Below are 22,389 nucleotides of genomic sequence, written 5' to 3'. Positions count from 1 at the left end.
AGAATGGCAGTATGGCTTCATTGACAACTTTGATGGAAACACTACATCAGCGATATGCAGCGGCAATAGAGCAGCGACATGGACATTTACCCAAGATCCCCCATGACCCAGATTACCCAAGTAAATGCGAGGTAGGTGGGGCCGATGATGCAGGCAACATTCAGTGGCAAGCGGTGACAAGGGAGCCGAGGCAGGGGCTTGAAGATCTTGCAAAGGCGCTTGAAGTGACCTTTCCACCAGCATTACATGCCTTTTATGGTGCGGTTTTTGCGGGCAATATTCAGGCACAATTTGATGGTAACGATATTGAGTTGCTTCAGGTTTGGAATGAAGATGATTTTGTGAATTTACAACAGAACATCACCGGTCATGTATTGATGAAGCGACGCTTAAAGCAAGATGACACTGTCTTTATCGGTTTGACAGACAGGGATGACCTGCTGATCTCGGTGAAGCTGAATAGCGGTGAGGTGTGTTTAGAGTATGTAGGTAAGCCAACACATCATGTATTGGCTAAAGATATTGAGTCGTTTTTAGCTAATTTGAGCTTTGATCACTGAAAATCCCAAGATATATTTGAGACCAATTGACAGTTGTCACATTTAAAATCAAATAACCCAAACCAAGGTTCATCCAATGCCCAATCGCCATCACACTTTGGGCATTTTCTTTGTTTTTCTGCTGCAAGACTCTCCCCGCCGACACGATATAGGTAGTAGTAGACAGGTTTTTGCGTAAGGTAACGAATACGCTTTGATAAGTCGAGCCCTCTGCGGGATAAATCGCTAGATAAGCTGGTAATTTCCTCTAATGCTGCAAACTCGCAGCGGGTTGCACCATTGATCTGGATTTGATCGCAAGCCTGCCAATCTTCTTGCCATTTTATGAGCGCTTTGTAATCGCCATTGGCGATGGCCGGAATGTTGTATAGGGGCACTGGCTGAAAATCATCACCACAATAAAGCGGGCTGCATGTATGTACATAGGTTGTATAAAGGATATAGCAAGAAGGTGCTTGGCATTGATCTGCACCATTAGCATGAATATCCTGTCCAATCACTTTCACTTTTGGTGCCAATAAACCCGCTTGTTGTAGTTGTTCAACAGCGTGTTTTACAAAAGGACTGTGATGAAGTGGGTGAAGCGAGTCTTCAAGTGGACACATAACACGTGTGATAAAAAAACCGTCTTTGAGTACTGTCGGGAATTCATCTCCAATGATTTGGCCATTGAAGCGCAGCGCATTGACGAGGCGATTGATAGCTTGCTCTGCTTTTTCTAGCGTGGTGTCTTGATAGCAATCAAAAGTTAAATCGACAACGAACATGTTATTGCTTCTCTTCTAACAGTGCTAAAAGCTTATCTAACTTAGCTTCAATTCTGTCTAATTGACTTTGTGGTTCAGCAGGAGTTGGTTGGCTTTGTTGTGCAACAGGTGTAATTGCTTCGGGGTTATTTTTGTAAGTGGCCAACGCGGCGATAATAACAGGCATAGGGAGTGGCTCAGTCAGTTTAGCCTTAACTGTTGCCACGCTTGGAGTTTTACCTTCAGCAAGCAATGTGCTGATGGCTTGTTGAGCTGCTGGGTGCATATTAAACGACCGAAAAATAAAGTCTAGTTTATCACTTTTATACAATGAGCCCAACGACCTGTAAATTTAACGCAGCAGGGCATCGAGTGTATCTATCACTTCACTCCAGTCTGCATCAGCGTTTAACGATTCTTCGATGAAATGTTTTTGCCCTTGATTCCAAAATGGCGCATCAACAATTAAGACATTACTTGGTAGCTTATTATTATCTATAAACTGTGAAATATGCTCGTCACTATTATCCAGACCAAGCTGCGCGAATAATGCATTTAACGAATGATAGCTATTATCCATGTAACCCCCATTGAACAAGAAAATCTCTACAACTATAGTAAAGATGCCGATGTTTTTTTCAGCAAATAAAAACAATACCCAGACGAATTCTGTTTTTACTTAACAGCATGTGTGAATAAACAAGGGAAGATTATGTCTAATACAGAAGAGCAAACACAGACCACTCCAATTGCAGTCAAATTTATTGAACCTGAAGATATCCATGTCGCTGCAAGTTTATTATTTCAAGCTTATCGAGATGATCCATTACTTGTACACATTCTTAATGAACCAAACCAAAGTAAATACGATGCAAAATTGAGGGCATTGGTTAGGCAGGAGCTGACACGCTTTGGAAAATCAGGACAGCCTATTCTGGGGATATATATTGATGAAAACTTGGTTGCAGTGGCATGTGCTTTTGCTTCTCACTGTGAAATTGATAAAAGCTTTGGTTGGCACTGGCGGTTTACGTTAATGATGGGGGCAGGTGTATTACAGACTCAGCAAATCATAGAAAAGGAGCGTGCCATCAAAGCCCAATTGCGAGATTTAGGGGAGTACTACTTTTTGTCTTTTATCGCAGTGGATCCACATTATCAGGGATTGGGATATGGACACTATTTATTAAGTGCGCTGGACTCATTAGTCAGTGAAAATGACTTTATGTCAGGGATGGCGGTATTTGTCACACAAGGGAATCAAGTCAACTTTTTTGAAGCGCATGGCTATCAATTGGTCAAAGAAATTACGTTTAAATCAGTGTCCGGTGATTTGCTCTTTAAACCACGAACTGACGATTTGGAAAAAGCACTGTGAGACTTTTCCTACATGGTTGTGCGCATTCATAGTTACTATCACTGGTTTATAGCTCTGAAATTAATTTAAGTATTTGTTTTAATTGTGTTTTTATATTTATTGCAAAGATTTTTAAGATATTTAATTGAGAATATCTCCTATTTATTGGCGCTGATTCGCTTAAACTTATTCGTGTTGAAGGATAAAAGGATACGGCAGCAAACATTGCTACTAGGAAGGTATCGGATTTTTACACGGGAAGTTCGGAGCGCTTAAGGAACTAAGTGAAGAGGAGCCAAGAGGCTAGGACGTAGCACAGGAAGTGCAGACATAGGATATGTCATAAAGGATAGGAGCGCCGAGGATTAGGCGAAGAGGAGCCAAGGTGGCATAGGATAGCGCACAGGAAGTGCAGACATAGGATATGTCATAAAGGATAGGAGCGCCGAGGATTAGGCGAAGAGGAGCCAAGGTGGCATAGGATAACGCACAGGACGTGCAGACATAGGATATGTCATAAAGGATAGGAGCGCCGAGGATTAGGCGAAGAGGAGCCAAGGTGGCATAGGATAGCGCACAGGATGTGCAGACATAGGATATGTCATAAAGGATAGGAGCGCCGAGGATTAGGCGAAGAGGAGCCAAGGTGGCATAGGATAGCGCACAGGATGTGCAGACATAGGATATGTCATAAAGGATAGGAGCGCCGAGGATTAGGCGAAGAGGAGCCAAGGTGGCATAGGATAGCGCATAGGACGTGCAGACATAGGGTATGTCAAAAACGGATAGGACAGCCTAAGGAAAAGGTATTTGAGGACATTTCAGTACTAATACATAGGATGTACGGGCATAGGAAGTGCCAAGGGACTAGGTTGGAGCGCACAAGGATAATGCGTAAGTGGAACGAGTGTAGGATACACGTTGGATGAAGGCATGGATGAGGATCGGGTGTGATTGGATGTATACCCGTTCAGGGGATGATGAAAGTTGGCGGCTTGCTTGTATGTTGTAGGCAGAGGTAGCGGATACCTCAAAGGGATATCGTCGGATTGGGGCGTGACAAACAGGGTTGCGCCTTAGTTTCTTTTCTGTTTTCTATTCTTAATTAAATCACTTTCTTAAGTTATTCTTTCTTTAATCACTTAATCACTTAATCACTTAATCACTTAATCTATGATTCTATGATTCTATGTGGTGGTACATCAACTTTGACTAATGTTTGATTTTCTAAATAAAGTGTCGCTTTGTATGCGTTATCCCTGTCTGAGCTAAACTCAAACAGGAATTCACTTTTGATACCTAACTGGCCATTTTTCAACACACCTAAGCGGCGTTTTTGACAGGCAACACTGAGCAGTTGCACATTGAGCTTTTCACTCTGCTGCGTTGCGTGCTCACGTGCTGCTTCAGCGATTTTCCTGCTGAACCAAAAAAAGCTACATGATGAAAAAATCAGTATAAATATCCAAAGTGTGATCATTTATGAAAAAAGCCTTCCAATTGCCCGTGATAGGGTTTCGCTGCGATTTTGCGCTCTCAGTAAACCTAATACATGAGGACGAAGCATTGGAATTGCAACCAAGTCAGCAAAAATACTTTCAAATAGCCCCTCTATTTGACTATTTTGAGCTGCTTTATCCATAAATGTGTAAAGCCTATCTGGATCGGTCAAGGTTTCCCAGCCTCGCCCGGCAATGGTCAATAAAATATCAGCTTCTAGATTTTGCTCTGATGCCAATAGCTGATCAACAGATTGTGCGATCAGTCCTAATCCGTGACTGCCAGACATGGCTCTAAAGCTATTAATTGCGCCAGCTAAGTTATCCGTTGTTAGCTGTGTGTTTAATTGCGTTTGTAAAAACTCAGTAAGTTCTGTTGAGATACTGACATGCTCAAGCATGGCAGCAAGCGGGCTTTGTACTTGCGCTGGTAAAGTAGACCACAATGCCATCAGGTTCGCTTGGTTTTGACCATGCGCTAAACGCAAGGCGTAATCAGCGAGGCCTTGCAGCGCGAGGCTTTGCCAATCAGTTTGTCCATGGGAAGTAAAATATTGCTCTACTGTTTCATAGTACTTTGATGCTGGGCGTTTTAGTTCGCATTTCATCAACGCGTTGAATGCGGCTAACTTGTTGGCGTTAGGCGTATATACATAAGGGTTATTGTCTAGCTTCCCTTGTGCGGCTTCGCCAGTCAGCTGTGTGCCCAGCGCTTCAATGACCATGGATGCAAAATGATCTCTGCTGGCAATGTTTAACTTACTTTGCTCATCAAGCGGAAATTTTAAGAACCAGACATAAGGATCTAATGTCGCTTGATTATCCCAAAACTGAATCGCCATCAGTGCATGCCCGCCTAAAGGGTATGGATAAGGCACTTGCGTGTTTTCGATTTGATCAAATTGTTTTTTGTCTATTTTCGTGATGCGACGACCAATGTCATACACGCGCCACTGCGTGCCAGCTGATGTTAAAAGTTCACCTAAAGTAGAAATATGTGTCGTCATTGTTTGCTCACGAAAAATTACAGTGGGTGCAAGTATAACGGTATTTGCAGTGGGGGTTAAGAGTCGCAAGCTACATTGGTTTCTAATACCTATTTTGAAAATGTGCTTAATTGACACAAGTGGTATACTGCCACTTTGATAATAAATTAGAGGCGTGACAGTGAGCCAAGTGGTTTTACAGCATCTTGCTGTATTAGAAGTACAATTAAAACAATCTCAACTTTGGCAAGCTGAGCCAGTTGACGAGCAAGCTTTGGCTTCTGTGCAGCCATTTTGCTGTGATACGTTACGATTTGAGCAATGGCTGCAATTTGTATTTATTCCTAAAATAACGGTGATGATTGAAAGCGGTGTGCCATTACCGACCAACATTGCTATTGCCCCTATGTGTGATATGGCTTTTGCCCAACATCCCGATCATGCGCTTTTATCTAAATGCTTGAGCGAAATTGATGCGCTTATTTCAAATGGGGCACAATAATTTATGCTAGAAATAATTTATCAAGATGAACACTATGTGGCCATTAACAAACCATCTGGGTTGTTAGTTCATCGCTCCTTTTTAGACAAGCGAGAAACGCAATTTGCGATGCAAATGCTTAGAGATCAATTGGGCCAACATGTATTCCCTGTGCATCGCCTAGACAGGCCAACCAGTGGGGTCTTATTGTTTGCTTTGAGCTCAGAAGCGGCCAGAGATATGAACCAGGTGTTCATTGAAGGAGACATTCAAAAGCGCTACCTTGCCTTGGTTCGTGGCCACAGCAAAGATGAAATTTTTGTAGATAAGCCGCTTAAAGAGCAATTGGATAAAATAGCAGATAAGTTCGCTGATCAAGACAAAGCACCTCAGGAGGCGCAGACGTTGGTGAGATGTCTGCATAAAGCAAGTCTCGATATTCCGTTTGGTAAATACCCAAGCATTCGTTACTCCTTGGTTGAGTGCTTTCCAAAAACAGGCAGAAAACATCAGATCCGTAGGCATTTAAATCACTTATCAACTCCAATAATAGGTGATGTAAATCATGGAGATAATAAACATAATCATTTTTTCCGTGATCATTTTGGCCTGCAAAGGCTGATGTTATTTGCAACTGAGCTAAAGTTTCTCCATCCTTATACTAAACAACCCATATTAATTCGCGCTAAGTTAGGTGAGGAAACGTTGGATATTTTTCGTCAGCTAGGTTGGCCGTCGACTCAGAAGGACTATCAGTAATGGCATCAATCACCTTGTTTGTAGGTAGTGTTTACGGTAATGCAGAGAATTTGGCTGAGCAGATACAGACTCATTTGAATGAACAAGGGCATGAAGCACACATTGCCGCACCTGCAACCTTAGAGCATGTTAAATCGGCAGAGCACGCGCTATTTGTTTCATCGACAACAGGACAAGGTGATATTCCAGATAATTTATACCCATTGTTTATTCAAATGCAGGCGCAAATGCCTATGCTGACCGACAAAAGTGTAGGCGTTGTCGCGCTGGGTGATAGTAGTTATGGTGATACGTATTGTGGTGCTGGACGTCAAATTGATGCGCTGATTCAACAATTGAATGCCAACATTATCCAGCCGCGATTAGATGTGGATGCAGGGGAGTACTTCGAGCCTTGGGAAGCGGTAGAGCCCTGGTTAGTAAAGTGGGTAGCTGCGTTATAAATATCAATAAAAAGGCCTCAATTGAGGCCTTTTTAGTTAGGTGCGTTTAACATCGACTTTAAGCTTTAGTTTTTGTCCTGGCTGTAAGTACTTTTGCCCCGCGATGTTATTCCATTTTATGATGTCTTTGATGGTGACATTAAATTTGGATGCGATCCGTGCCAAGGAATCTCCTTTACGTACTTTGTATGTGATGGAGCGCTCGGTTGTTTTAAGTCCCGCGGTTGTTGTCTTTGGCTGCGACTTATAAATAGTCAGTTTTTGACCAAGCTTCAGCACGGCACTGGTCTTGAGTTTATTCCAAGCCGCCAATTGTTTAATGGTGACATCGTGCTCTCGGCTAATATCCCATAATGTATCACCACTTTTCACCGTATGTGTGTGTTTACTTTGTTGGGTTTTATTCGCAACTTTTCTTACTGATGCAGGTAGATGCTCGCTTTTAAGCTCGCCTTCACTCAGAGGAACCAGTAGCTTTTGGCCTACACGAATAATGTGGCTATCCAGCTTATTGAGCGTTTGAATTGCCGATGGACTGGTATCAAACTTACTCGCGATCACCGACAGACTGTCTCCTCGGTTAACCGTGTAGTATTGCCAACGCAGTCGCTCTTGCATCGGAGTGCTGGCCAACTTAGTCTTAAACTGCTCAATTTTATCAGTGGGTAATAATAGACTGTGCGGACCTTTGGGATCGGTTGCCCAGCGATTGAAGCCTGGGTTTAATCGATATAACTCGGTTAATGAGATCCCCGCCATATCCGCAGCCAATGCTAAGTCTATTTGCGTCCCGACTTCGACGGTGTCAACAACTTGTGCATTGATAATCTTGTTCCATGTTACCTTAAACTCATCTTGGCGCATGAGCAGATCAGATAAAGCCAATAGCTTAGGTACATAGGCAGTGGTTTCTCTGGGTAAATCCAAAGACCAAAAATCCGTTGGAAGGTGCTTTTTGCGATTTTTTCTGATCGCACGCATGACTCGGCCTTCACCTGAGTTATATGCCGCAATGGCATTTAACCAGTCTCCGTCGAGTGTTTTGTGTAAATAGGTTAAATAATCTAGTGCTGCGCGAGTTGATTGCACAATGTCACGTCTGCCGTCATACCACCAGTTTTGTTTGAGATCGAAGCGCTCACCCGTTTGCGGCATAAATTGCCAAATGCCTGATGCACTGCGATGAGAGTAGCCAAATGGGTCAAATGCGCTTTCAACGATCGGCAGTAGAGCGATTTCAATAGGCATCTGGCGTTTTTCTACTTCTTCAACAATAAAGTACAAATACGGTTCTGCGCGTTTAGAAATTCGATCTAAGTAAGATTGATGACGTTGATAATAGTTTCTTTCTGCGACGACAGGGCGATTTTGCGGCACTGGAATTGATAGTTGATAACGGATCCTTTCCCATACATCATCAAATACAGGGGGCGGCTCGTCAGCTTCAATGGGCTCTTGGATCGCGTGAGAAAGCACATCATTTATTTGTGCTGGACTGGCATGGTCACGCGTTTCGATTTGTTCGGATTGCGTTGTTTGAGTTGGTGTTAATTCACAGCCTGTGATTAAACTTAACATCGCAATTATCAGCAGTGGCTTTTTCATAGATCTCTTTTTGTCGGGCAAAAACCCGACGATTCTACCCTTATCTCGACGAATTGGAAAGGTACGGCTGTACAGTACTGTACAGCGTTTAGAATTTATCAATGGTATTGACTCAACAGGTGCCGGAACGTGAATTTTTTTTAAGGCCAACACCTAAATGTAATCTCGTTGTCTGTCTACTAGGGAGTGATGGTACTAAAAGTTATCTTTCCATTGCCTTAACAGGGCAAACTTTTGCCAAAGGCTATTAGGTGTACTTTGTAAAGAAGCTGGCAGATGTGCCAATATATCTGCTTGATCTGAGCGTAAAAAGGGATTAACGGCCCGCTCATTGCCCATATTTGTCGGTAATGTGGGTAAGTCTTGTGCTCGTTGTAGCTGGCACCATTTGATGTAGTCAGACAGCTTTTTATTCATAGGCTCTACGGCGTGCGCAAATGCGAGGTTTGCTAGTGTGTATTCATGTGTACAGTATATTTGGCAAGTATCTGGCAACTGTTTGAGAGACTCTAACGAGTGCCACATTTGTTCAGCTGTTCCTTCAAAAAGGCGACCGCAACCACCACTGAATAAGGTATCCCCGGTTAATGCCAAGTCATCGTTGATATAACAGATGTGATCCAAGGTGTGTCCTGGTGTTTGCACAACTTTAAATGGCATGCCTGCTATAGTTACTGTGTCATCTTGCGTTAGAGGGTGTGTTATGCCTTCATATTTTGAATCTTTTGGGCCATAGACAGGTATATTAGGGAACTGTAATAGTAACTCAGCGACGCCGTCAGTATGGTCCCAATGGTGATGAGTAATCAGGATCCCTGATAACGCACGATTGCTTTTGTTTAAAAAAGTTAATACAGGCTGACTTTGACCGGGGTCGACAACCCAAGTTGCATTGTCATGTTCATTGCATATTGCCCAGATATAGTTGTCGGTAAATGCCTTTATCGGTTCAACTTGCGCCATAACTCTTTGCTCTATAAAGTGAAGGTGTCAACAAGTATAACGAGCGAGCGGGATGAAACCAGCATTAAGTTTTCAGCAAGGGCCTAAACCACAGTCTTGGCAAGACTTTCCTCATGGGGAATACCTCAAAGCAGGGATTGAGCGGCGCATGGCGCGCTGGCTGCCACGCATGTTTGGTTATCATATGCTAAAGCTAGGCTGTTTAAGCGGTCAGCTGGACACGTCTGAAAGCCCAATTGACCATCAAGTCTGTATTTCTTCTGGTGGGCCTCATGCTGGGGTAATAGCTGAAATAGATGAACTGCCTTTTTACGAGCACAGTGTTGATGCGTGCATTTTATCGCAATGTCTGGAGTACCACTCAGATCCCCACCATATTTTGCGTGAAGCACACCGTACCTTAATTCCCGGTGGCTATATTGTCATCACAGGATTTAATCCATTTAGTTTGTGTGGACTTGCACATATGTTACCGTTCAGCGGTGAAAAACTGCCTTGGTCTGGGCGTTTCTTTACGCCTTCTAGGGTGAAAGATTGGCTAAACTTGCTTGGGTTCGAGATCATTGCCGATGAACGTTTTATTCATGCCTCACTTGCCAGAGGCTCTCGGTTATCTCGATTCGCCCCATGGCGTCGCTTTTGTCGACATTATTTAAAACCGATGGGCAGTGTATACATGTTGGTAGCGCGTAAACGGGTTGCGCCTTTGACGCCGATTAAGCCAAAGTGGCATGCTCGCCCGAAATGGACACCAGCTGTCAAAGGGGCGAGGTTAAAGCACAGTCGCAGCCGGCATGAAGTGAGTGGAAACGATTAAGGGTTATACCCCGTGTCGTCGAGTAAATCATCTTGCGAAGCTGCATCTCTTGCTAGGTCATCAACAAGCTCATTGTACTTATTGCCTGCGTGACCTTTAACCCAGCGCCACTGGATATCATGGCGTTGACATGCTTCATCTAGTCGTTGCCACAAATCAACATTTTTCACAGGTTGTTTAGCTGCCGTCTGCCAGTTACGCTTTTTCCAGTTGGCCAGCCAAGATTCAATGCCTTGTTTAACATATTGGCTATCTGTATAGAGCACAACTTGGCAAGGACGCTTTAGCGTCTCAAGTGCGACAATGGCTGCCAACATTTCCATTCGGTTATTAGTGGTCAGTTGATAGCCTTGGCTCAGTTGCTTCTCATGGCCTTGATAGCTTAAATAAACGCCATAACCACCAGGACCTGGATTGCCAAGACATGAACCATCGGTATAAATTTCTACTGTTTTTTGCACGAATTCGCCTGTTTTATGTAGAATGGGCAGATAGACGCTAACCATAGCAAAGTTAGGCAGCCAACGGTATGCATAAAAGACAAGTAGTACTCGATACAGAAACCACCGGCATAGATCCAAAAGCCGGTCATAGGATCATTGAAATAGGGTGTGTGGAGCTCGTTAATAGACGCCTCACAGGAAACAATTTTCATGTGTATATAAATCCACAGCGGGATATTGAAGAAGAAGCCATTGATGTACACGGTATTACCAATGAGTTCTTGCGTGGTAAACCGTATTTTCATCAAGTCGCTCAAGAGTTTTTAGACTATATTGAAGGAGCCGAGCTGGTTATTCACAACGCGCCGTTCGATGTCGGCTTCATGGACCACGAATTCGCCATGCTTAATCAGGGGTTTCCTACTACCAATGATGTTTGTGAAGTACTGGATACATTAGTCATGGCCCGTGACTTGCATCCAGGACAGAAGAACAGTCTTGATGCTTTGTGTCGACGTTATGACATAGACAATTCTAAACGTACGCTGCACGGCGCACTACTGGATTCTGAGATCTTATCTGACGTTTACTTGGCCATGACCGGCGGTCAAAAAAAGCTGAATCTAGCTCAGCAATTAGAAGGTCAGCAACAAGGCGACTCAGGAGGCATAAGGCGTTTAGCCGCAGATAGGCCAAAGCTGCGAGTGATCCATGCCAGTGAAGATGAAGAAATAGCACATAATGAAAGAATGGAACTAGTCAACAAGGCATGTGGCCAAAGCCTATGGCAACAATAACGAGGTAAAAATCAATGCGCATCTGCTTAGCTGTGTTGTTTATGTTTGCAAGCTTGTTGGCTTATGGTGAAACGCCAGACATCACAATGTTAGAACGTGATGGGGTTTCTAATGAAATTCCGCTGCTAGACAATCGATTCCGCATTGATCACAACGTTGATAAAATCACTTTACTTTTTTTCCGAGCCCCCGGTGCACCCGCTGTGGTGCTCGTCAGGCCCGATGGCAGTAAGATTTACTCTATTCATTCAGTGAAAGATGAAAGCTTAGAATGGTTTGATGAAATCAGTTACGACCTCATTATTATCGATAAACCCATGCCGGGCCCTTGGCAAGTTTTGGGACAGATCTTAAGAGATAGCCGGATCATGGTGCTGGGTGAAATTGAACTCGCCGTGGACCCATTACCGCCTTTATTGTTTCGCGGTGAAATGCTCAAGGTAAATGGTCGAGTAACCAATGATGGCAAGCCTATTGATGTGGGCTATTTCAGAGATGTGGTTACTTTGTATGTGGAGTTTGTCAGTACCAATAATGAGCAATATGCGAATTTTGGTGCGGGCACTCAAAGCGTGACCGAATTTAAAGACGATGGTCGAGATTTTGACGAACGGCCACTAGATGGGATCTTTACCGGAGAATTTAAGCTTGTTTTTCCGGCTGGTGAGTGGCAGCCCGAGTTTTATATTGAAACACCGATTTTAAAACGGCGAGTTGTCAAAGATCCGATAGTAATAGCTGAGCCGCCATTTAGCTTTGAGTTGCAATTGGCAGACGATGAAGAATTTGAACATGAGTTAGTCATTAAGCTTAATCGTGAAATCGTCAAACCAGAAACCGTGATTTTACAAGGCAAGATTTTATACCCTAATGGCGAAGAGCAGCTATTTACACTCAATGAAGCGGAGCGCTTTTATCGCCAATTGCAAATTAAGAATTATGACTGGGGACGCTACAGTGTTCAGTTATCCGCATTTGGTGAAAACATTAATGGTCGTGAGTTTATGGCCACGATTCCTGATTATAACTTTGAAATAGAGCGCCCTATAGAAAAAGTCCCTGAACTGGTCAAGCCAATCTCACCTGAAGAGCTATTACAGGAATCTGAGCCTGTTGAACCAGAAACAAGCCCTGTTTTATTAATTTCCATCGTTGTTGTGGGTAATCTGGTGATTTTATTATTAGGTTGGTTGGTCTATCGGGTATTTGTCCAAAACAAGCCGATTAAGTTCTCCATTCCTCTGCCTACCTCATTGCCATTTTTGAAGAAAAAGCCGCAAACAGATGATGACGAGCTGGTGGTAGGCGATGAAAATGTAACTGATGAAAGCGATACTGATGCAGGGGATGTATTAAATTTATCCATGTCGGATGATAAGCGGTAAACTTTTAAATCGATTATAGCCTTGTCGAAGTCGGGCCTTTTAGTCAAACGTCTGTTTTTTTGATTGAGTTCTATACAAGCTGCTGTAAATTTCATCGTGTAACTGCATTAATCGCTAAAAATGCAGTTTTTTTCAAAAAAATAGTTGACTCTGAAAGGGGTCATTCGTATTATTCACGCCGCTGTCAGGGAGCACACCTTGTCAGTGAGATACAAAGTTATCGCGGAGTGGTAGTTCAGTTGGTTAGAATACCGGCCTGTCACGCCGGGGGTCGCGGGTTCGAGTCCCGTCCACTCCGCCACTTAATTTTGTATCGCGATGTAAGCTGGAGTGGTAGTTCAGTTGGTTAGAATACCGGCCTGTCACGCCGGGGGTCGCGGGTTCGAGTCCCGTCCACTCCGCCAACCGCTTACATATGTGCATTGCTTCTTTGGAGTGGTAGTTCAGTTGGTTAGAATACCGGCCTGTCACGCCGGGGGTCGCGGGTTCGAGTCCCGTCCACTCCGCCATTTAAATAAAGAAGCAAGCTAAATCACTTGGAGTGGTAGTTCAGTTGGTTAGAATACCGGCCTGTCACGCCGGGGGTCGCGGGTTCGAGTCCCGTCCACTCCGCCATTTGGCTTTTTAGTGTTTTAGCAAAAAAATATGACAATACGCTTACTGCGGAGTGGTAGTTCAGTTGGTTAGAATACCGGCCTGTCACGCCGGGGGTCGCGGGTTCGAGTCCCGTCCACTCCGCCATTTAGCGTAAAAAGATATCTCTGCGGAGTGGTAGTTCAGTTGGTTAGAATACCGGCCTGTCACGCCGGGGGTCGCGGGTTCGAGTCCCGTCCACTCCGCCATTTGATATCTTAAAGAACATATACATGCCACTGCGGAGTGGTAGTTCAGTTGGTTAGAATACCGGCCTGTCACGCCGGGGGTCGCGGGTTCGAGTCCCGTCCACTCCGCCATTCATGTTTATCCTGCATGAATTATCTCCTCTATTATTTTAGTCTCGTTTTAATCTATTTTCCTTTATCTTTTCAATTTACAAGTTTTCCTATTCAAGCACTTATTAAAACTAAAAACTAATGTCTGATTTTCATATCCTGTTGGTGTTGTATACAGGGCGCCTATGAGCTTCTAATGGGTGGTGGCTGAAAAGGGCATCCTTGCCTCTACTGATTAGTTATTTCCGTGGATAGCGTTCATCAGGGCTCTGAGCACTTGCTGATCGCGTTCTTGCTTGAGTAACGGCTTAAGCTTGTCTTTTATCTCTTGATTATGGGTCATTTGCTTTGCGGCTGCATTGATGGCGGCAACTCGCACTGCATTACTTTGCTGCTTTTGCGCAAAACCAATAACATTGTCTATTTGACGTTCAGAGAGTTGATTATTCCCCATGGCTGATAGCAATGCTTGCTGTGTGTCAGTATTCGATTCACTTTTGAGCGACTTTTCTAGGTAGCCTAAACTTATCTCATTTGGCATGTTCCCCAAAGCCTGTGCGGCCTTTGCACGAAGCTTCGCATCATCATTTTGTAAGAACTTAGAAATACTCTCTTGGTGTGTCTCATCAGCACTGTTACCTAATGCTGTCAGTAAAGTTGCCTGTTTTTTTGCATCGAGTGTGGTTACCAGTCTATCTGCCAGTGATTCCGTCAATGATTGAGCAAACTCACTACCTGCTTGATTACTTGCTATGACACCCAATACCATAAGCGCTGTACGTGCTAGTTTTTCATCGCTTGAGGTTAACTCTTCACTGTCTATATGGCTGTAGATAGAGTCAATGAGCTCTGGAGATAAAGGGTGCTCGCTGTATTTTAATGCCATTAAACTGCGAAAGCGTTGATTGGCATCGAGCTCTGTATCTAAGTAGAGGTCAGTTAATAATTGATGGGCATAGGTAAAATCACTTTTACCAATCATAAGGAGTAAACGACTGAGCTGTTTATCTTCGAAGGAGCCCTGCTTGATCAAGCTGTGCAATGCATTTAGATGTATTTGGTTGTCATAAAGAAGTTGTAGCAGTGCCTCTGTTGATAGAGCGCGTAAATCTTTGCTTAGCAGTAAGTCAGTAAAGCTTTTTGCACTGGCAAGCGGCACAGGCTTAGGCTTTGGGTATACGCTATTTAAGGGCAATTGTGGCCACTTTAATGGCGAGATCGGCAATGACATTAACGCAATATTCGTTGCAATCGGTTGCTGTTTTTGAGTATATCGAATAGTTTGAGAGACATTGATATTGATATCGCCTTTGGCGCTTTCAACCAGGGTATTGTTGTAACCCTGTAATTCACTTATCCAGCAATCCGTTAGGTTGAAAGTGAATAAATCTTGCTTTATGTGTGGTTTCTTAAAGGAAAATAGCTGAGTCCCTTGTGTCGTCAACGTGTAGTCTAACTTCTGCTTTTGAATTGATTGATCTGCTCGTGCCTGATACTGAATTCGATAGCGACCAAGATTGTCATTTTCTTCCAAAATGACCGGTGCACTTAAATCGAGCTGTTTTACATGCTCGATATGAAACTGCTGATAAATGGCCATTAATTTTTGTTCATCTTCAGGCTTAAGCTTGGCTGCAAAGTGATAGTCTAAAATATCACCCGATGATGCGATTTTTACTGCAAATGGCACACTGTAATACAAGGCTTGAATTGGCGTATTGTCGAGTTGTAATTCAGCAGATGATAGCTGCAAACCTAGCCAGTAATGCGTGTCTGTTTTTAGTAAAGGTCGATAAACCAAGTCGCCAGAGACGGTGAGTTTATTTTGACTTGGGGTGTTGAGCGTGGTCATTTTTGTACTTGCATGCGTTGTAAATTCGCCCCAGCGCGCACACTCTTGGCTGGCATTAACACTGCCAAAAGGCAGTGTTAATGTGCAAAGTAATAATGGGGTAACCCGTTTCATACTTTACTCGTTTAGAACTTAAAGCTATCGCTGTAATCCAGCATTTGCCATGTTTTATTATACAAAGCGCCTGTGTCATACAAGGTTTTTGTTGCTGTCTTAGTTGGGAATGAACAACAGAACTCATAACCTGGGTACTTCACCCAAAGGTATAGCTCGCCTTCAATGGCCTTCATATGATTGCTCACATCGATACCATAGGTGATTTCAGAGTCGCTTATTGCTTTACTAATATCAGTATACGCCGTGGCTGATAAGGTTTCAGAAATGATCAAAAAGTCGATGCCGATACCGCCACTGGCAATCAATAAATCAATGCCTGCTGTTGCATATGCATCAAGGCTTGCTGTTAAGATGTCACCACCGATGCTAAAGCGTTGATCTTCATATTTTAATTCTGCGCCTACGCCAACTTCACCTTTAATGCCCGCAGATACACTTACTGGCACAATGGCAATCGTGAAAGTCGTAGAGAATAACTTCTGCTCTTCACTCCAATCATGCGTGTAGCTTTCATCTAGTGCCGTGACAGAGTCTGATTCAGAAATCAGTGATTTACCTAGCAGGGATACGCCCATAGAGTAACTTACAGTACCATTCGCACCATCGGCAACACCACTGGCGCCTGCGGAGAATAAGTCGACGCTGTCATCAAACATATATAGATCAAAGCCGCCGCCACTTGATGCCCATGCATATCCGCCTTCTGTCGCTTTTAAAATGATCAGAGATAGGAAGCTTGGTACAACCGCGACTTTTGACTTATCACCATAGGTATTACTAAATAAGTCGAGTAAAATAAATTGCTCTGATGTTTGCTGACTAAGCGTAAAAGCCAAGTCATCGTTTGGCAAACTGCGCGCTGAACGGTTTGCTGAGTCAGTATGGGTCGGCAAATTATGCTTTGCCAATACGTCATCGTTTGGGGTGGTATCTTGATACAAGCTGTAAGGCACGTTTAAAGTGAAACTGTTATTGCTGGTATCTGCTTCGTCAAATTCTGACGTGTCATGTAAGGTGAAGCGAATATCAAAAGCGTTCTCGCTTGAGTTGACATCATAGGCTTGTCTAATTTTATGTAGCAGCGCGCCATTGACGGCAATGTCATATGGGAAATAGTGGCTTTGCTCAAACTGTGCAAAGGTGATGCGCATTTTCTCTGCATAGTGATCTTGGCCTTCTTGCCAGAAATGAGCCGTATACGCCTGATCTTCAATAATGATTTCTGCCGTGACATCCGCAGAGTTGACTGTGTTACCAAACTTACTTGCATCAATGTGACCAATGATATCCGAGCGCATTTGAGTAGGGTTACCTTCTGACTCCGCATCGCGAGTGCCAAACTCAGGGAACATGGCAAAGCCATCCCCGACGGTTGCTCTATCAAGCACAAAATCATGGTAATGGGATGAATCTATGGTGATTTGCGCATAGGTCACAAAATCATTGCTGTCATGTCCTCGCGAACGGTTGTCATCTAAGTTTGCCTCATCGGTAATGAGCTTGGCGCTGTCAACATAGGCAGCAATGACGTATTCACCACTGGGTATTTGCTCATTTGGAAACATCAGTGTTGCGGTGAAGCTTTGTGAGCCCGACTCTAGCTGTGTAATGTGGTGAACACCTAAGTTAAAGCCTTCTGGCTTGTCTTCGGTTTCAAGCTGCGCGACTTTATCTCTGGCAATTGCCATGAAAGTGACCCCAATGTTTTGGGTATCTAGCAATTCAGAGCTAATTGAATAATCGAGTGTAATTGGTTGGCCTGGTTGATAAATTGTTTGCTGCGGAGTTTTAATTTCAGTTAAAGCAACATTTGGTACTGGATCGGTTTGCGTGCTTATTTCAGGCGTGATGAGATTAGGTTTATTATCACTTTCACTGAAGCATGCAGTGAGCAAAAAAGGCATAGCTAATGCCAAATACTTAGAGCGCATCATGTTTATTTCACTATTTTTAATTACATCATGATGTTTTTATCATGAAAAAGTGGAATGATTGTGGAGAGGTATCGGGGAAATATGTCAATTATTGAAAATATATTAGTACATCTTTGAAAGCCAGTTTTTAATCTACTGGCTTTCGTTTTTGAACAGTTAACTGTCTTTAGGTTGTGGCGCGATACGTCTTATATCAGCTTCAACAGATTCCATTTTCGCCACCCTAAGCGCACCATCTGGCGTAATATCATAGTGCCAAATGAGCGGTTCTTGCCGTATTTTTGTCACCATGTGAGGAGATGAAAGAGGCATTTTCCAAATAATGTCTGTTTTTGACCAAGTGGACTGCCAGTAAAGTTCGCCATTGACGAGGCGTGGATTTTTAATCATGTGAATCGCGTTTTTGGGAAGCGTGGTTAATGACTGTTTTTGCGCGTCAAAATTTGCCAAAGATGAGGTTAAATATAGAGTATCGTCTTGTAGCACAATCCAGCTTTGTTGCTCGGTATCAAAAATTAAAAATTCTGATGCAAACTTGGTTTTAGTGAGCAAGCTGCCATCTAAATTAAAGGTATGAACAAATTGCGTATCACTGGACCAAATACTTTGCTGATCAAGCCAGCCAAATTGCCTTGGCATACTGCTGTGCTGACTATCAAAACTGATAATGACATCTTCTCTATCATACAGCACGAGCTCTTTATCTCGATTTGAGAGAATTTTACTGAGCTGTGGATCCCAGGCTAAAAAGCTAACCAGTTCATGGCCTTTATTAAACGACAACTGCTTTAACTGGTTATTAGAGTGCAGGTAGATCTCACATTGCCCAGTTCTGCGCGACATAAAGACGGTTTCCCCTAAGTCATTGGTGACTGGCAGGAAGTCATTACTTGAGCTCGAAAATATCGGTAGGTCATCTTGGTCTCGAATGTTCACCTGCCAGGTTTCTGCTGCTGTATAAATATCGCCATTTTGGTCAATAGAGAGGTTACTAAACATCCCTTGAGAGGTTGCAAATACAGGGTAAGTTTGACCACTTCTATGTTTGCCGATTAAGTTGTAGTGGGCGCTATCATCATTACTCACTATCGTTTTTTTTTCTGGATCAAAATTAAAAAGCCAAATAGGGAAGCTCCAAGTCAAATGGATCTTGCCGTCTAAACTGACTAAACGCGAGTTGTGTTCGGCATCGACAATGAGGTAATAAATTTGCTCTCCCCAAGCTCGAATCGCACCAACATACTTCTCATTCGCCTTTTTTGGTAATGGAATTTTAACTAATTGCTCTTGTTCCACTCGATATAAGTAAGCGCTATGTTCTGATTTTTCAATGATGGTCAACACCAACTCATTGTCAGATTGCCAAACTGGCGGACGTATTACGTGGCACGGCATAGGCTCACTGCTGTGAATCATGTCACCATGCTCATCACTGATGTGCAGTATGCATTTGTCACCTTGATACTGCCAATAGGCAAGCTGCTTTTTCTCAGGATGCCAAGTAGGATGTGCAATGCGTGTGTCAAATGTCCGTGTTTGTTGGTACTGCCCCTTTTTATCTGTGATTTTTAGGGTATTGAATTGTTCAATGTAGGCTAATAAGTCATATTGAACGTGCGCTGCAACATTAAACTCGACACCGAGTGCATAGGTAATGTCTTCACGTTCATATACTGGTGTTACAAGCTCATCTGGTGTTGATGAAAAAAATGCGATGGCACTAAAGCAAGCACCAGCAGAGAGAGTGAGTGCCCAGCAGCGCTTTTTAGTCAGTAGTGATTGAATTTGACCAGACAAGGATGACTTTGTATTAGCGAGTTGGTTTTGGGTCGTTATGTTGCCATCGCGTTTCACAGGCTCACTTTCTGACAGGCTGATGACAGACACTTCAGGTAAAAATAAATATCCTTTTTTGGGCACAGTTTTAATGTATAGCGGATTTTTAGCGCTATCTTGAAGCTCTTTACGCAGCTTAGTAAGTAGCTGATAGAGACTGTTTGCCTCAACAATGGTATTTGGCCAAAGTTGCTTATTGAGCATTTCTTTGGTGAGGACTTGGCCTTGTTGTATGATCAGTAAAGTGAGTAATCGAGCAACTTGTGGTTCCAGTTTACTCACAGTGTGAGTTTGTGTATTCCACAATTCATCCTTGTCATTAAAGAATTGCCAATGAGCAAATTGATAGCGTTTGTTTTCTTCATTGCCGACTTTTTTGGGGCTGTGTTCAACAGCTGTATTTTCACGATCCATCTTCCAACCTTGTTGTCATATTAGGCTCAATTCAAAGGTAACCTTGTTCAGGTTAAAGTCAATCTTGTTCAGCCATTTAAATCTATTCTTCAGAAAACCATAAGCTTTTAAACGCTAAATATTTGCTTATATAACAGACCTCTAGATAAAAGGGGGAAATTGAATGAGGGCATGTAAGTGCAGTGTTTTAGCAATGGTCATTGGCTCAATCATACCAGTAAGTTATGCTAACTCACTCATTATTGATGGGAAACTTGATGATCAAGCTTGGCAGTCAGCACAAAAAATAGAAACGTTTTTTCAGGTTGTGCCAGCCACACATAAAGTATTTAACGATAAGCTCAATGCACAAGTATTTTCGGATCAATCGGGCATTTATATTGGCATCACTAACTTTCAGCCTGTGCATAGTCGTAAAAAGCAGTTTAATCTGCAAGATGGCTTTATGCAGGCTGATTTTAACCGCGTGTATATAGATTTTTCAGGTGATGGCAGCAGTGCTTACTTATTTGCAATCACACTCGGTGGTGGTACTCAAGATGCGGTGGTGACTTCACAGCGAACCACAGATCATGATTGGGATGGTGACTGGCAAAGCGCTTATCATGAGTATGGGACGCATTGGAGCAGTGAGATATTTATTCCTTGGCACAGTGTGTCATTCTCTCCAAAGCTCAACGAGCAGGGGTTAGCGACTATCGGGCTTGGGGTCCAGCTGTATGAGCTAGAGTCTAATCATATTTTTGCTAATCAGCAGCAAACATTATCTAACAGTGACTTCTTTTTAAATATGCCAAAGCTTGAAGTCAAAGTGCCTGTGCAATCTCAATTGAGCTTTGTTCCCTACATGACACACCAGCATCATTTTACTGAGCGTCAGGGGAAAAATAGAGAATCAGATGTGGGCTTTGATTTACTTTACAAACCAGCTCACAACCAAACTTTGTCTGTGGCAATGAACCCTGACTTTGCCCAAGTTGATAGTGACGACGTCGATGTAAATTACTCAGCGGTAGAGACTTTAAGGACTGATAAACGGCCCTTTTTTACTCAAGATATTAGTGTGTTTAATGTCGATGCGCTACAAGACACTAAGTTGATCCATACCCGCCGAATAGGGGCGAGCAGTGATGATGGTAGCGAGATGATCACGCCTATTGATGGAGCTGTACGTTTTGTTCATCAAGGCACACATAATCAGTGGGGTGGATTTGCGGTACGCGAAAATAGCCTAGATAACGCAGTGGGTAAACATTTCTATGCGGGCCGATATAGCTACCGAACGGCAAATTGGCGGACGGGGGTTTTAGCGACACATGTAGAGCGGCCTTGGCTTAACCGTCAAGCTCACAGTGCCGCTTGGGACAGCCAATATCAAAGTGAAACATGGTCAGTGCAAAGCGCTTTTTTACTGAGTCAAATTGATGGTGAAGAGAAAAATACGGGTAATGGCGCGTCGCTCGATATTGGTTATCAGTTCTCTCCAAATACCAGCGCGTCGGGCAAGTACTTGCGGCTCAATCGACACTTTAATAACCGAGATATGGGTTACATGAAGCGCAACGATTGGCAGTATATGAATTTAAACTTTAGTCATGCAGTGAACATTAACAATAATTGGCTGACGCGGGTCAAGCATGTATATGATGTCTCTTATGAAACGAATACAGATGGTTTAAAGCTACCATCAAAGCAGGGGTATCGAGCGGAGCTCATGATGAGTAATGGTGCACAGTGGACGATGCAATTGGATCATACCGGTAAGGGCTGGCAAGATAATATCGGTGCTGACAGTATTGCGTTTGAACTCCCTGAAGCTTTTGAGACGAGAGTATTATATGTCAGCCCTTATATAGGAAGCTTTAGCTGGGCGGCGAGTATAGAGCTTGATGAAGAAGGTTTATCTGGGCATGCTCAGCAATATGCGCTAGATATGACATGGATGCCGCATGAAAACTGGAATATTAAGTTTAATAATTTCTATCGTAATGGCGATGGCTGGCTGGTCGCCAATAAGCGCAACCAAATTACAGAATATGATAGACGTTACTTTGTAAACACAATAGAAGTCTCTTCGCTGCTAGCTGATAACCTGGAGCTCTCAGCGAATGTGCAATGGTCTGTATTGGAGGCGGCAAGTAAAGAGATCTTTCAAGTAACAGAGCAAGGCTTGGTGCAGCGAAATGATCTTGATACCAGCTTTGTTGATAAAGGCCTCATGTCTCAATTCAAATTACGATATCGTCTAGGGGCATACTCTGACATTTATTTGGTGTATCGCCGTGGCGGCCGAGATATTGTCGCTTTGCAGAGGGACAACGTAGGAGAACAGGGATGGCTTGATGGCGTGGAGCAAAACTGGACTAGACCCGACGAGGATAGTGCGATTTTTAAGATGCGTTATCTATTCTAACTATGCAGAGTGAATAAATCTCAATTCACAACCTACGGCCCAGATTGCAT

Annotated in this window: 20 protein-coding genes and 7 tRNA genes; 16 read left to right on the top strand and 11 right to left on the bottom strand. The window is 43.3% G+C overall.

From position 1 onward, the window contains the following. Positions 1 to 11: 11 nt before the first annotated feature. Positions 12 to 560 carry a SecY-interacting protein gene (gene syd / locus N477_RS01500; protein WP_063362271.1) on the top strand — a complete coding sequence of 183 codons (549 nt, stop codon included), beginning with the start codon at positions 12 to 14 and terminating at the stop codon, positions 558 to 560. Here syd and N477_RS01495 read toward each other — a convergent pair. The 3 genes from N477_RS01495 to N477_RS01485 form a co-directional block, all read right to left on the bottom strand. Further along, the gene (locus N477_RS01495) at positions 554 to 1,327 is read right to left on the bottom strand and encodes a Zn-ribbon-containing protein (protein ID WP_063362272.1); all 774 of its coding nucleotides are present in this window, start codon (positions 1,325 to 1,327) and stop codon (positions 554 to 556) included. The two genes, syd and N477_RS01495, sit on opposite strands and share 7 nt — an antisense overlap. A gap of 1 nt (position 1,328) precedes the next feature. Beyond that, entirely contained in the window at positions 1,329 to 1,592 is a 264-nt protein-coding gene (locus N477_RS01490; protein ID WP_063362273.1) for a hypothetical protein, read from the bottom strand. A gap of 66 nt (positions 1,593 to 1,658) precedes the next feature. Then, entirely contained in the window at positions 1,659 to 1,886 is a 228-nt protein-coding gene (locus N477_RS01485) for a DUF2789 domain-containing protein (protein WP_063362274.1), read from the bottom strand. A gap of 132 nt (positions 1,887 to 2,018) precedes the next feature. Here N477_RS01485 and N477_RS01480 point away from each other — a divergent pair, with 132 nt between their 5' ends. Beyond that, positions 2,019 to 2,684 (top strand): GNAT family N-acetyltransferase, encoded by a 666-nt coding sequence (locus tag N477_RS01480; RefSeq protein WP_063362275.1) that lies wholly within the window; start codon positions 2,019 to 2,021, stop codon positions 2,682 to 2,684. A gap of 1,150 nt (positions 2,685 to 3,834) precedes the next feature. Here N477_RS01480 and N477_RS01475 read toward each other — a convergent pair. Together N477_RS01475 and N477_RS01470 are read right to left on the bottom strand one after the other, a co-directional pair. Beyond that, entirely contained in the window at positions 3,835 to 4,143 is a 309-nt protein-coding gene (locus N477_RS01475) for a DUF3301 domain-containing protein (protein WP_063363535.1), read from the bottom strand. After that, the gene (locus N477_RS01470) at positions 4,144 to 5,169 is read right to left on the bottom strand and encodes a DUF3549 family protein (protein ID WP_063363555.1); all 1,026 of its coding nucleotides are present in this window, start codon (positions 5,167 to 5,169) and stop codon (positions 4,144 to 4,146) included. A gap of 160 nt (positions 5,170 to 5,329) precedes the next feature. On the opposite strand from N477_RS01470, the gene N477_RS01465 reads away from it, so the two are divergent. The 3 genes from N477_RS01465 to N477_RS01455 are packed head-to-tail and all read left to right on the top strand — an operon-like array spanning position 5,330 to position 6,831. Beyond that, positions 5,330 to 5,650, top strand: coding sequence for a YqcC family protein (locus N477_RS01465; protein ID WP_063363536.1), 321 nt, complete (start codon positions 5,330 to 5,332; stop codon positions 5,648 to 5,650). Positions 5,651 to 5,653: 3 nt separating this feature from the next. Then, positions 5,654 to 6,388, top strand: coding sequence for a tRNA pseudouridine(65) synthase TruC (gene truC, locus N477_RS01460; RefSeq protein WP_063363537.1), 735 nt, complete (start codon positions 5,654 to 5,656; stop codon positions 6,386 to 6,388). Then, positions 6,388 to 6,831, top strand: coding sequence for a flavodoxin (locus tag N477_RS01455; protein ID WP_063363538.1), 444 nt, complete (start codon positions 6,388 to 6,390; stop codon positions 6,829 to 6,831). Before truC ends, N477_RS01455 begins: the two co-directional genes overlap by 1 nt. Before the next feature lie 36 nt (positions 6,832 to 6,867). Here N477_RS01455 and N477_RS01450 read toward each other — a convergent pair whose 3' ends face one another. Further along, entirely contained in the window at positions 6,868 to 8,436 is a 1,569-nt protein-coding gene (locus tag N477_RS01450) for a lytic transglycosylase (RefSeq protein WP_063363539.1), read from the bottom strand. A 195-nt stretch (positions 8,437 to 8,631) separates the two neighbouring features. Continuing rightward, positions 8,632 to 9,399: a hydroxyacylglutathione hydrolase gene (gloB, locus tag N477_RS01445; RefSeq protein WP_063363540.1), complete on the bottom strand. Its 768-nt coding sequence runs from the start codon at positions 9,397 to 9,399 to the stop codon at positions 8,632 to 8,634. A 52-nt stretch (positions 9,400 to 9,451) separates the two neighbouring features. Here gloB and N477_RS01440 point away from each other — a divergent pair, with 52 nt between their 5' ends. Continuing rightward, positions 9,452 to 10,216 carry a class I SAM-dependent methyltransferase gene (locus N477_RS01440; RefSeq protein ID WP_063363541.1) on the top strand — a complete coding sequence of 255 codons (765 nt, stop codon included), beginning with the start codon at positions 9,452 to 9,454 and terminating at the stop codon, positions 10,214 to 10,216. On the opposite strand, the gene rnhA is transcribed toward N477_RS01440, so the two are convergent. Further along, on the bottom strand, positions 10,213 to 10,677 hold the full coding sequence (gene rnhA, locus N477_RS01435) for a ribonuclease HI (protein ID WP_063363542.1): 465 nt from the start codon (positions 10,675 to 10,677) through the stop codon (positions 10,213 to 10,215). The genes N477_RS01440 and rnhA overlap by 4 nt on opposite strands. 68 nt (positions 10,678 to 10,745) lie before the next feature. On the opposite strand from rnhA, the gene dnaQ reads away from it, so the two are divergent. From dnaQ to N477_RS01390, 9 genes are all read left to right on the top strand, one after another. Continuing rightward, on the top strand, positions 10,746 to 11,456 hold the full coding sequence (gene dnaQ, locus N477_RS01430; RefSeq protein WP_063363543.1) for a DNA polymerase III subunit epsilon: 711 nt from the start codon (positions 10,746 to 10,748) through the stop codon (positions 11,454 to 11,456). Positions 11,457 to 11,470: 14 nt separating this feature from the next. Continuing rightward, entirely contained in the window at positions 11,471 to 12,841 is a 1,371-nt protein-coding gene (locus N477_RS01425; protein ID WP_063363544.1) for a TIGR03503 family protein, read from the top strand. 224 nt (positions 12,842 to 13,065) lie between these two features. Further along, positions 13,066 to 13,142 (top strand) — tRNA-Asp (locus N477_RS01420). Positions 13,143 to 13,168: 26 nt separating this feature from the next. Further along, positions 13,169 to 13,245: transfer RNA gene (locus N477_RS01415), tRNA-Asp, on the top strand. 28 nt (positions 13,246 to 13,273) lie between these two features. Next, positions 13,274 to 13,350, top strand: a tRNA-Asp gene (locus N477_RS01410). A gap of 29 nt (positions 13,351 to 13,379) precedes the next feature. Then, positions 13,380 to 13,456, top strand: a tRNA-Asp gene (locus N477_RS01405). Positions 13,457 to 13,505: 49 nt separating this feature from the next. Then, positions 13,506 to 13,582: transfer RNA gene (locus tag N477_RS01400), tRNA-Asp, on the top strand. Positions 13,583 to 13,606: 24 nt separating this feature from the next. Continuing rightward, a tRNA-Asp gene (locus tag N477_RS01395) sits at positions 13,607 to 13,683 on the top strand. Positions 13,684 to 13,717: 34 nt separating this feature from the next. Further along, positions 13,718 to 13,794: transfer RNA gene (locus N477_RS01390), tRNA-Asp, on the top strand. Positions 13,795 to 14,008: 214 nt separating this feature from the next. Here the strand turns inward: N477_RS01390 and N477_RS01385 are convergent. The 3 genes from N477_RS01385 to N477_RS01375 all read right to left on the bottom strand — a co-directional run bounded on the left by N477_RS01385 (position 14,009) and on the right by N477_RS01375 (position 19,926). After that, positions 14,009 to 15,739, bottom strand: coding sequence for a HEAT repeat domain-containing protein (locus tag N477_RS01385; protein WP_063363545.1), 1,731 nt, complete (start codon positions 15,737 to 15,739; stop codon positions 14,009 to 14,011). An 11-nt stretch (positions 15,740 to 15,750) separates the two neighbouring features. Beyond that, positions 15,751 to 17,676, bottom strand: a complete 1,926-nt coding sequence (locus N477_RS01380) for a hypothetical protein (RefSeq protein ID WP_063363546.1) — start codon at positions 17,674 to 17,676, stop codon at positions 15,751 to 15,753. Between the two features lie 156 nt (positions 17,677 to 17,832). Further along, complete coding sequence (locus tag N477_RS01375) at positions 17,833 to 19,926, bottom strand: winged helix-turn-helix domain-containing protein (protein WP_081216581.1); 2,094 nt, start codon at positions 19,924 to 19,926, stop codon at positions 17,833 to 17,835. A gap of 163 nt (positions 19,927 to 20,089) precedes the next feature. On the opposite strand from N477_RS01375, the gene N477_RS01370 reads away from it, so the two are divergent. Further along, on the top strand, positions 20,090 to 22,339 hold the full coding sequence (locus N477_RS01370) for a DUF5916 domain-containing protein (protein WP_063363547.1): 2,250 nt from the start codon (positions 20,090 to 20,092) through the stop codon (positions 22,337 to 22,339). Positions 22,340 to 22,389 lie beyond the last annotated feature (50 nt).

Origin of the sequence: Pseudoalteromonas luteoviolacea H33-S (assembly GCF_001625695.1) — a bacterium.
In the GTDB taxonomy this organism is placed as follows: Bacteria; Pseudomonadota; Gammaproteobacteria; order Enterobacterales; family Alteromonadaceae; genus Pseudoalteromonas; species Pseudoalteromonas luteoviolacea_B.
The sequence above is the reverse complement of the archived record's forward strand: the minus strand, read 5'-3'. Positions and strand labels throughout refer to the sequence as shown.

Coding starts and splice junctions, on each gene's coding strand:
- syd (WP_063362271.1), top strand. CDS start 12: ATGGCTTCATTGACAACTTTGATGGAAACACTACATCAGCGATATGCA.
- N477_RS01495 (WP_063362272.1), bottom strand. CDS start 1,327: ATGTTCGTTGTCGATTTAACTTTTGATTGCTATCAAGACACCACGCTA.
- N477_RS01490 (WP_063362273.1), bottom strand. CDS start 1,592: ATGCACCCAGCAGCTCAACAAGCCATCAGCACATTGCTTGCTGAAGGT.
- N477_RS01485 (WP_063362274.1), bottom strand. CDS start 1,886: ATGGATAATAGCTATCATTCGTTAAATGCATTATTCGCGCAGCTTGGT.
- N477_RS01480 (WP_063362275.1), top strand. CDS start 2,019: ATGTCTAATACAGAAGAGCAAACACAGACCACTCCAATTGCAGTCAAA.
- N477_RS01475 (WP_063363535.1), bottom strand. CDS start 4,143: ATGATCACACTTTGGATATTTATACTGATTTTTTCATCATGTAGCTTT.
- N477_RS01470 (WP_063363555.1), bottom strand. CDS start 5,169: ATGACGACACATATTTCTACTTTAGGTGAACTTTTAACATCAGCTGGC.
- truC (WP_063363537.1), top strand. CDS start 5,654: ATGCTAGAAATAATTTATCAAGATGAACACTATGTGGCCATTAACAAA.
- N477_RS01455 (WP_063363538.1), top strand. CDS start 6,388: ATGGCATCAATCACCTTGTTTGTAGGTAGTGTTTACGGTAATGCAGAG.
- N477_RS01450 (WP_063363539.1), bottom strand. CDS start 8,436: ATGAAAAAGCCACTGCTGATAATTGCGATGTTAAGTTTAATCACAGGC.
- gloB (WP_063363540.1), bottom strand. CDS start 9,399: ATGGCGCAAGTTGAACCGATAAAGGCATTTACCGACAACTATATCTGG.
- N477_RS01440 (WP_063363541.1), top strand. CDS start 9,452: ATGAAACCAGCATTAAGTTTTCAGCAAGGGCCTAAACCACAGTCTTGG.
- dnaQ (WP_063363543.1), top strand. CDS start 10,746: ATGCATAAAAGACAAGTAGTACTCGATACAGAAACCACCGGCATAGAT.
- N477_RS01425 (WP_063363544.1), top strand. CDS start 11,471: ATGCGCATCTGCTTAGCTGTGTTGTTTATGTTTGCAAGCTTGTTGGCT.
- N477_RS01385 (WP_063363545.1), bottom strand. CDS start 15,739: ATGAAACGGGTTACCCCATTATTACTTTGCACATTAACACTGCCTTTT.
- N477_RS01380 (WP_063363546.1), bottom strand. CDS start 17,676: ATGATGCGCTCTAAGTATTTGGCATTAGCTATGCCTTTTTTGCTCACT.
- N477_RS01375 (WP_081216581.1), bottom strand. CDS start 19,926: ATGGATCGTGAAAATACAGCTGTTGAACACAGCCCCAAAAAAGTCGGC.
- N477_RS01370 (WP_063363547.1), top strand. CDS start 20,090: ATGAGGGCATGTAAGTGCAGTGTTTTAGCAATGGTCATTGGCTCAATC.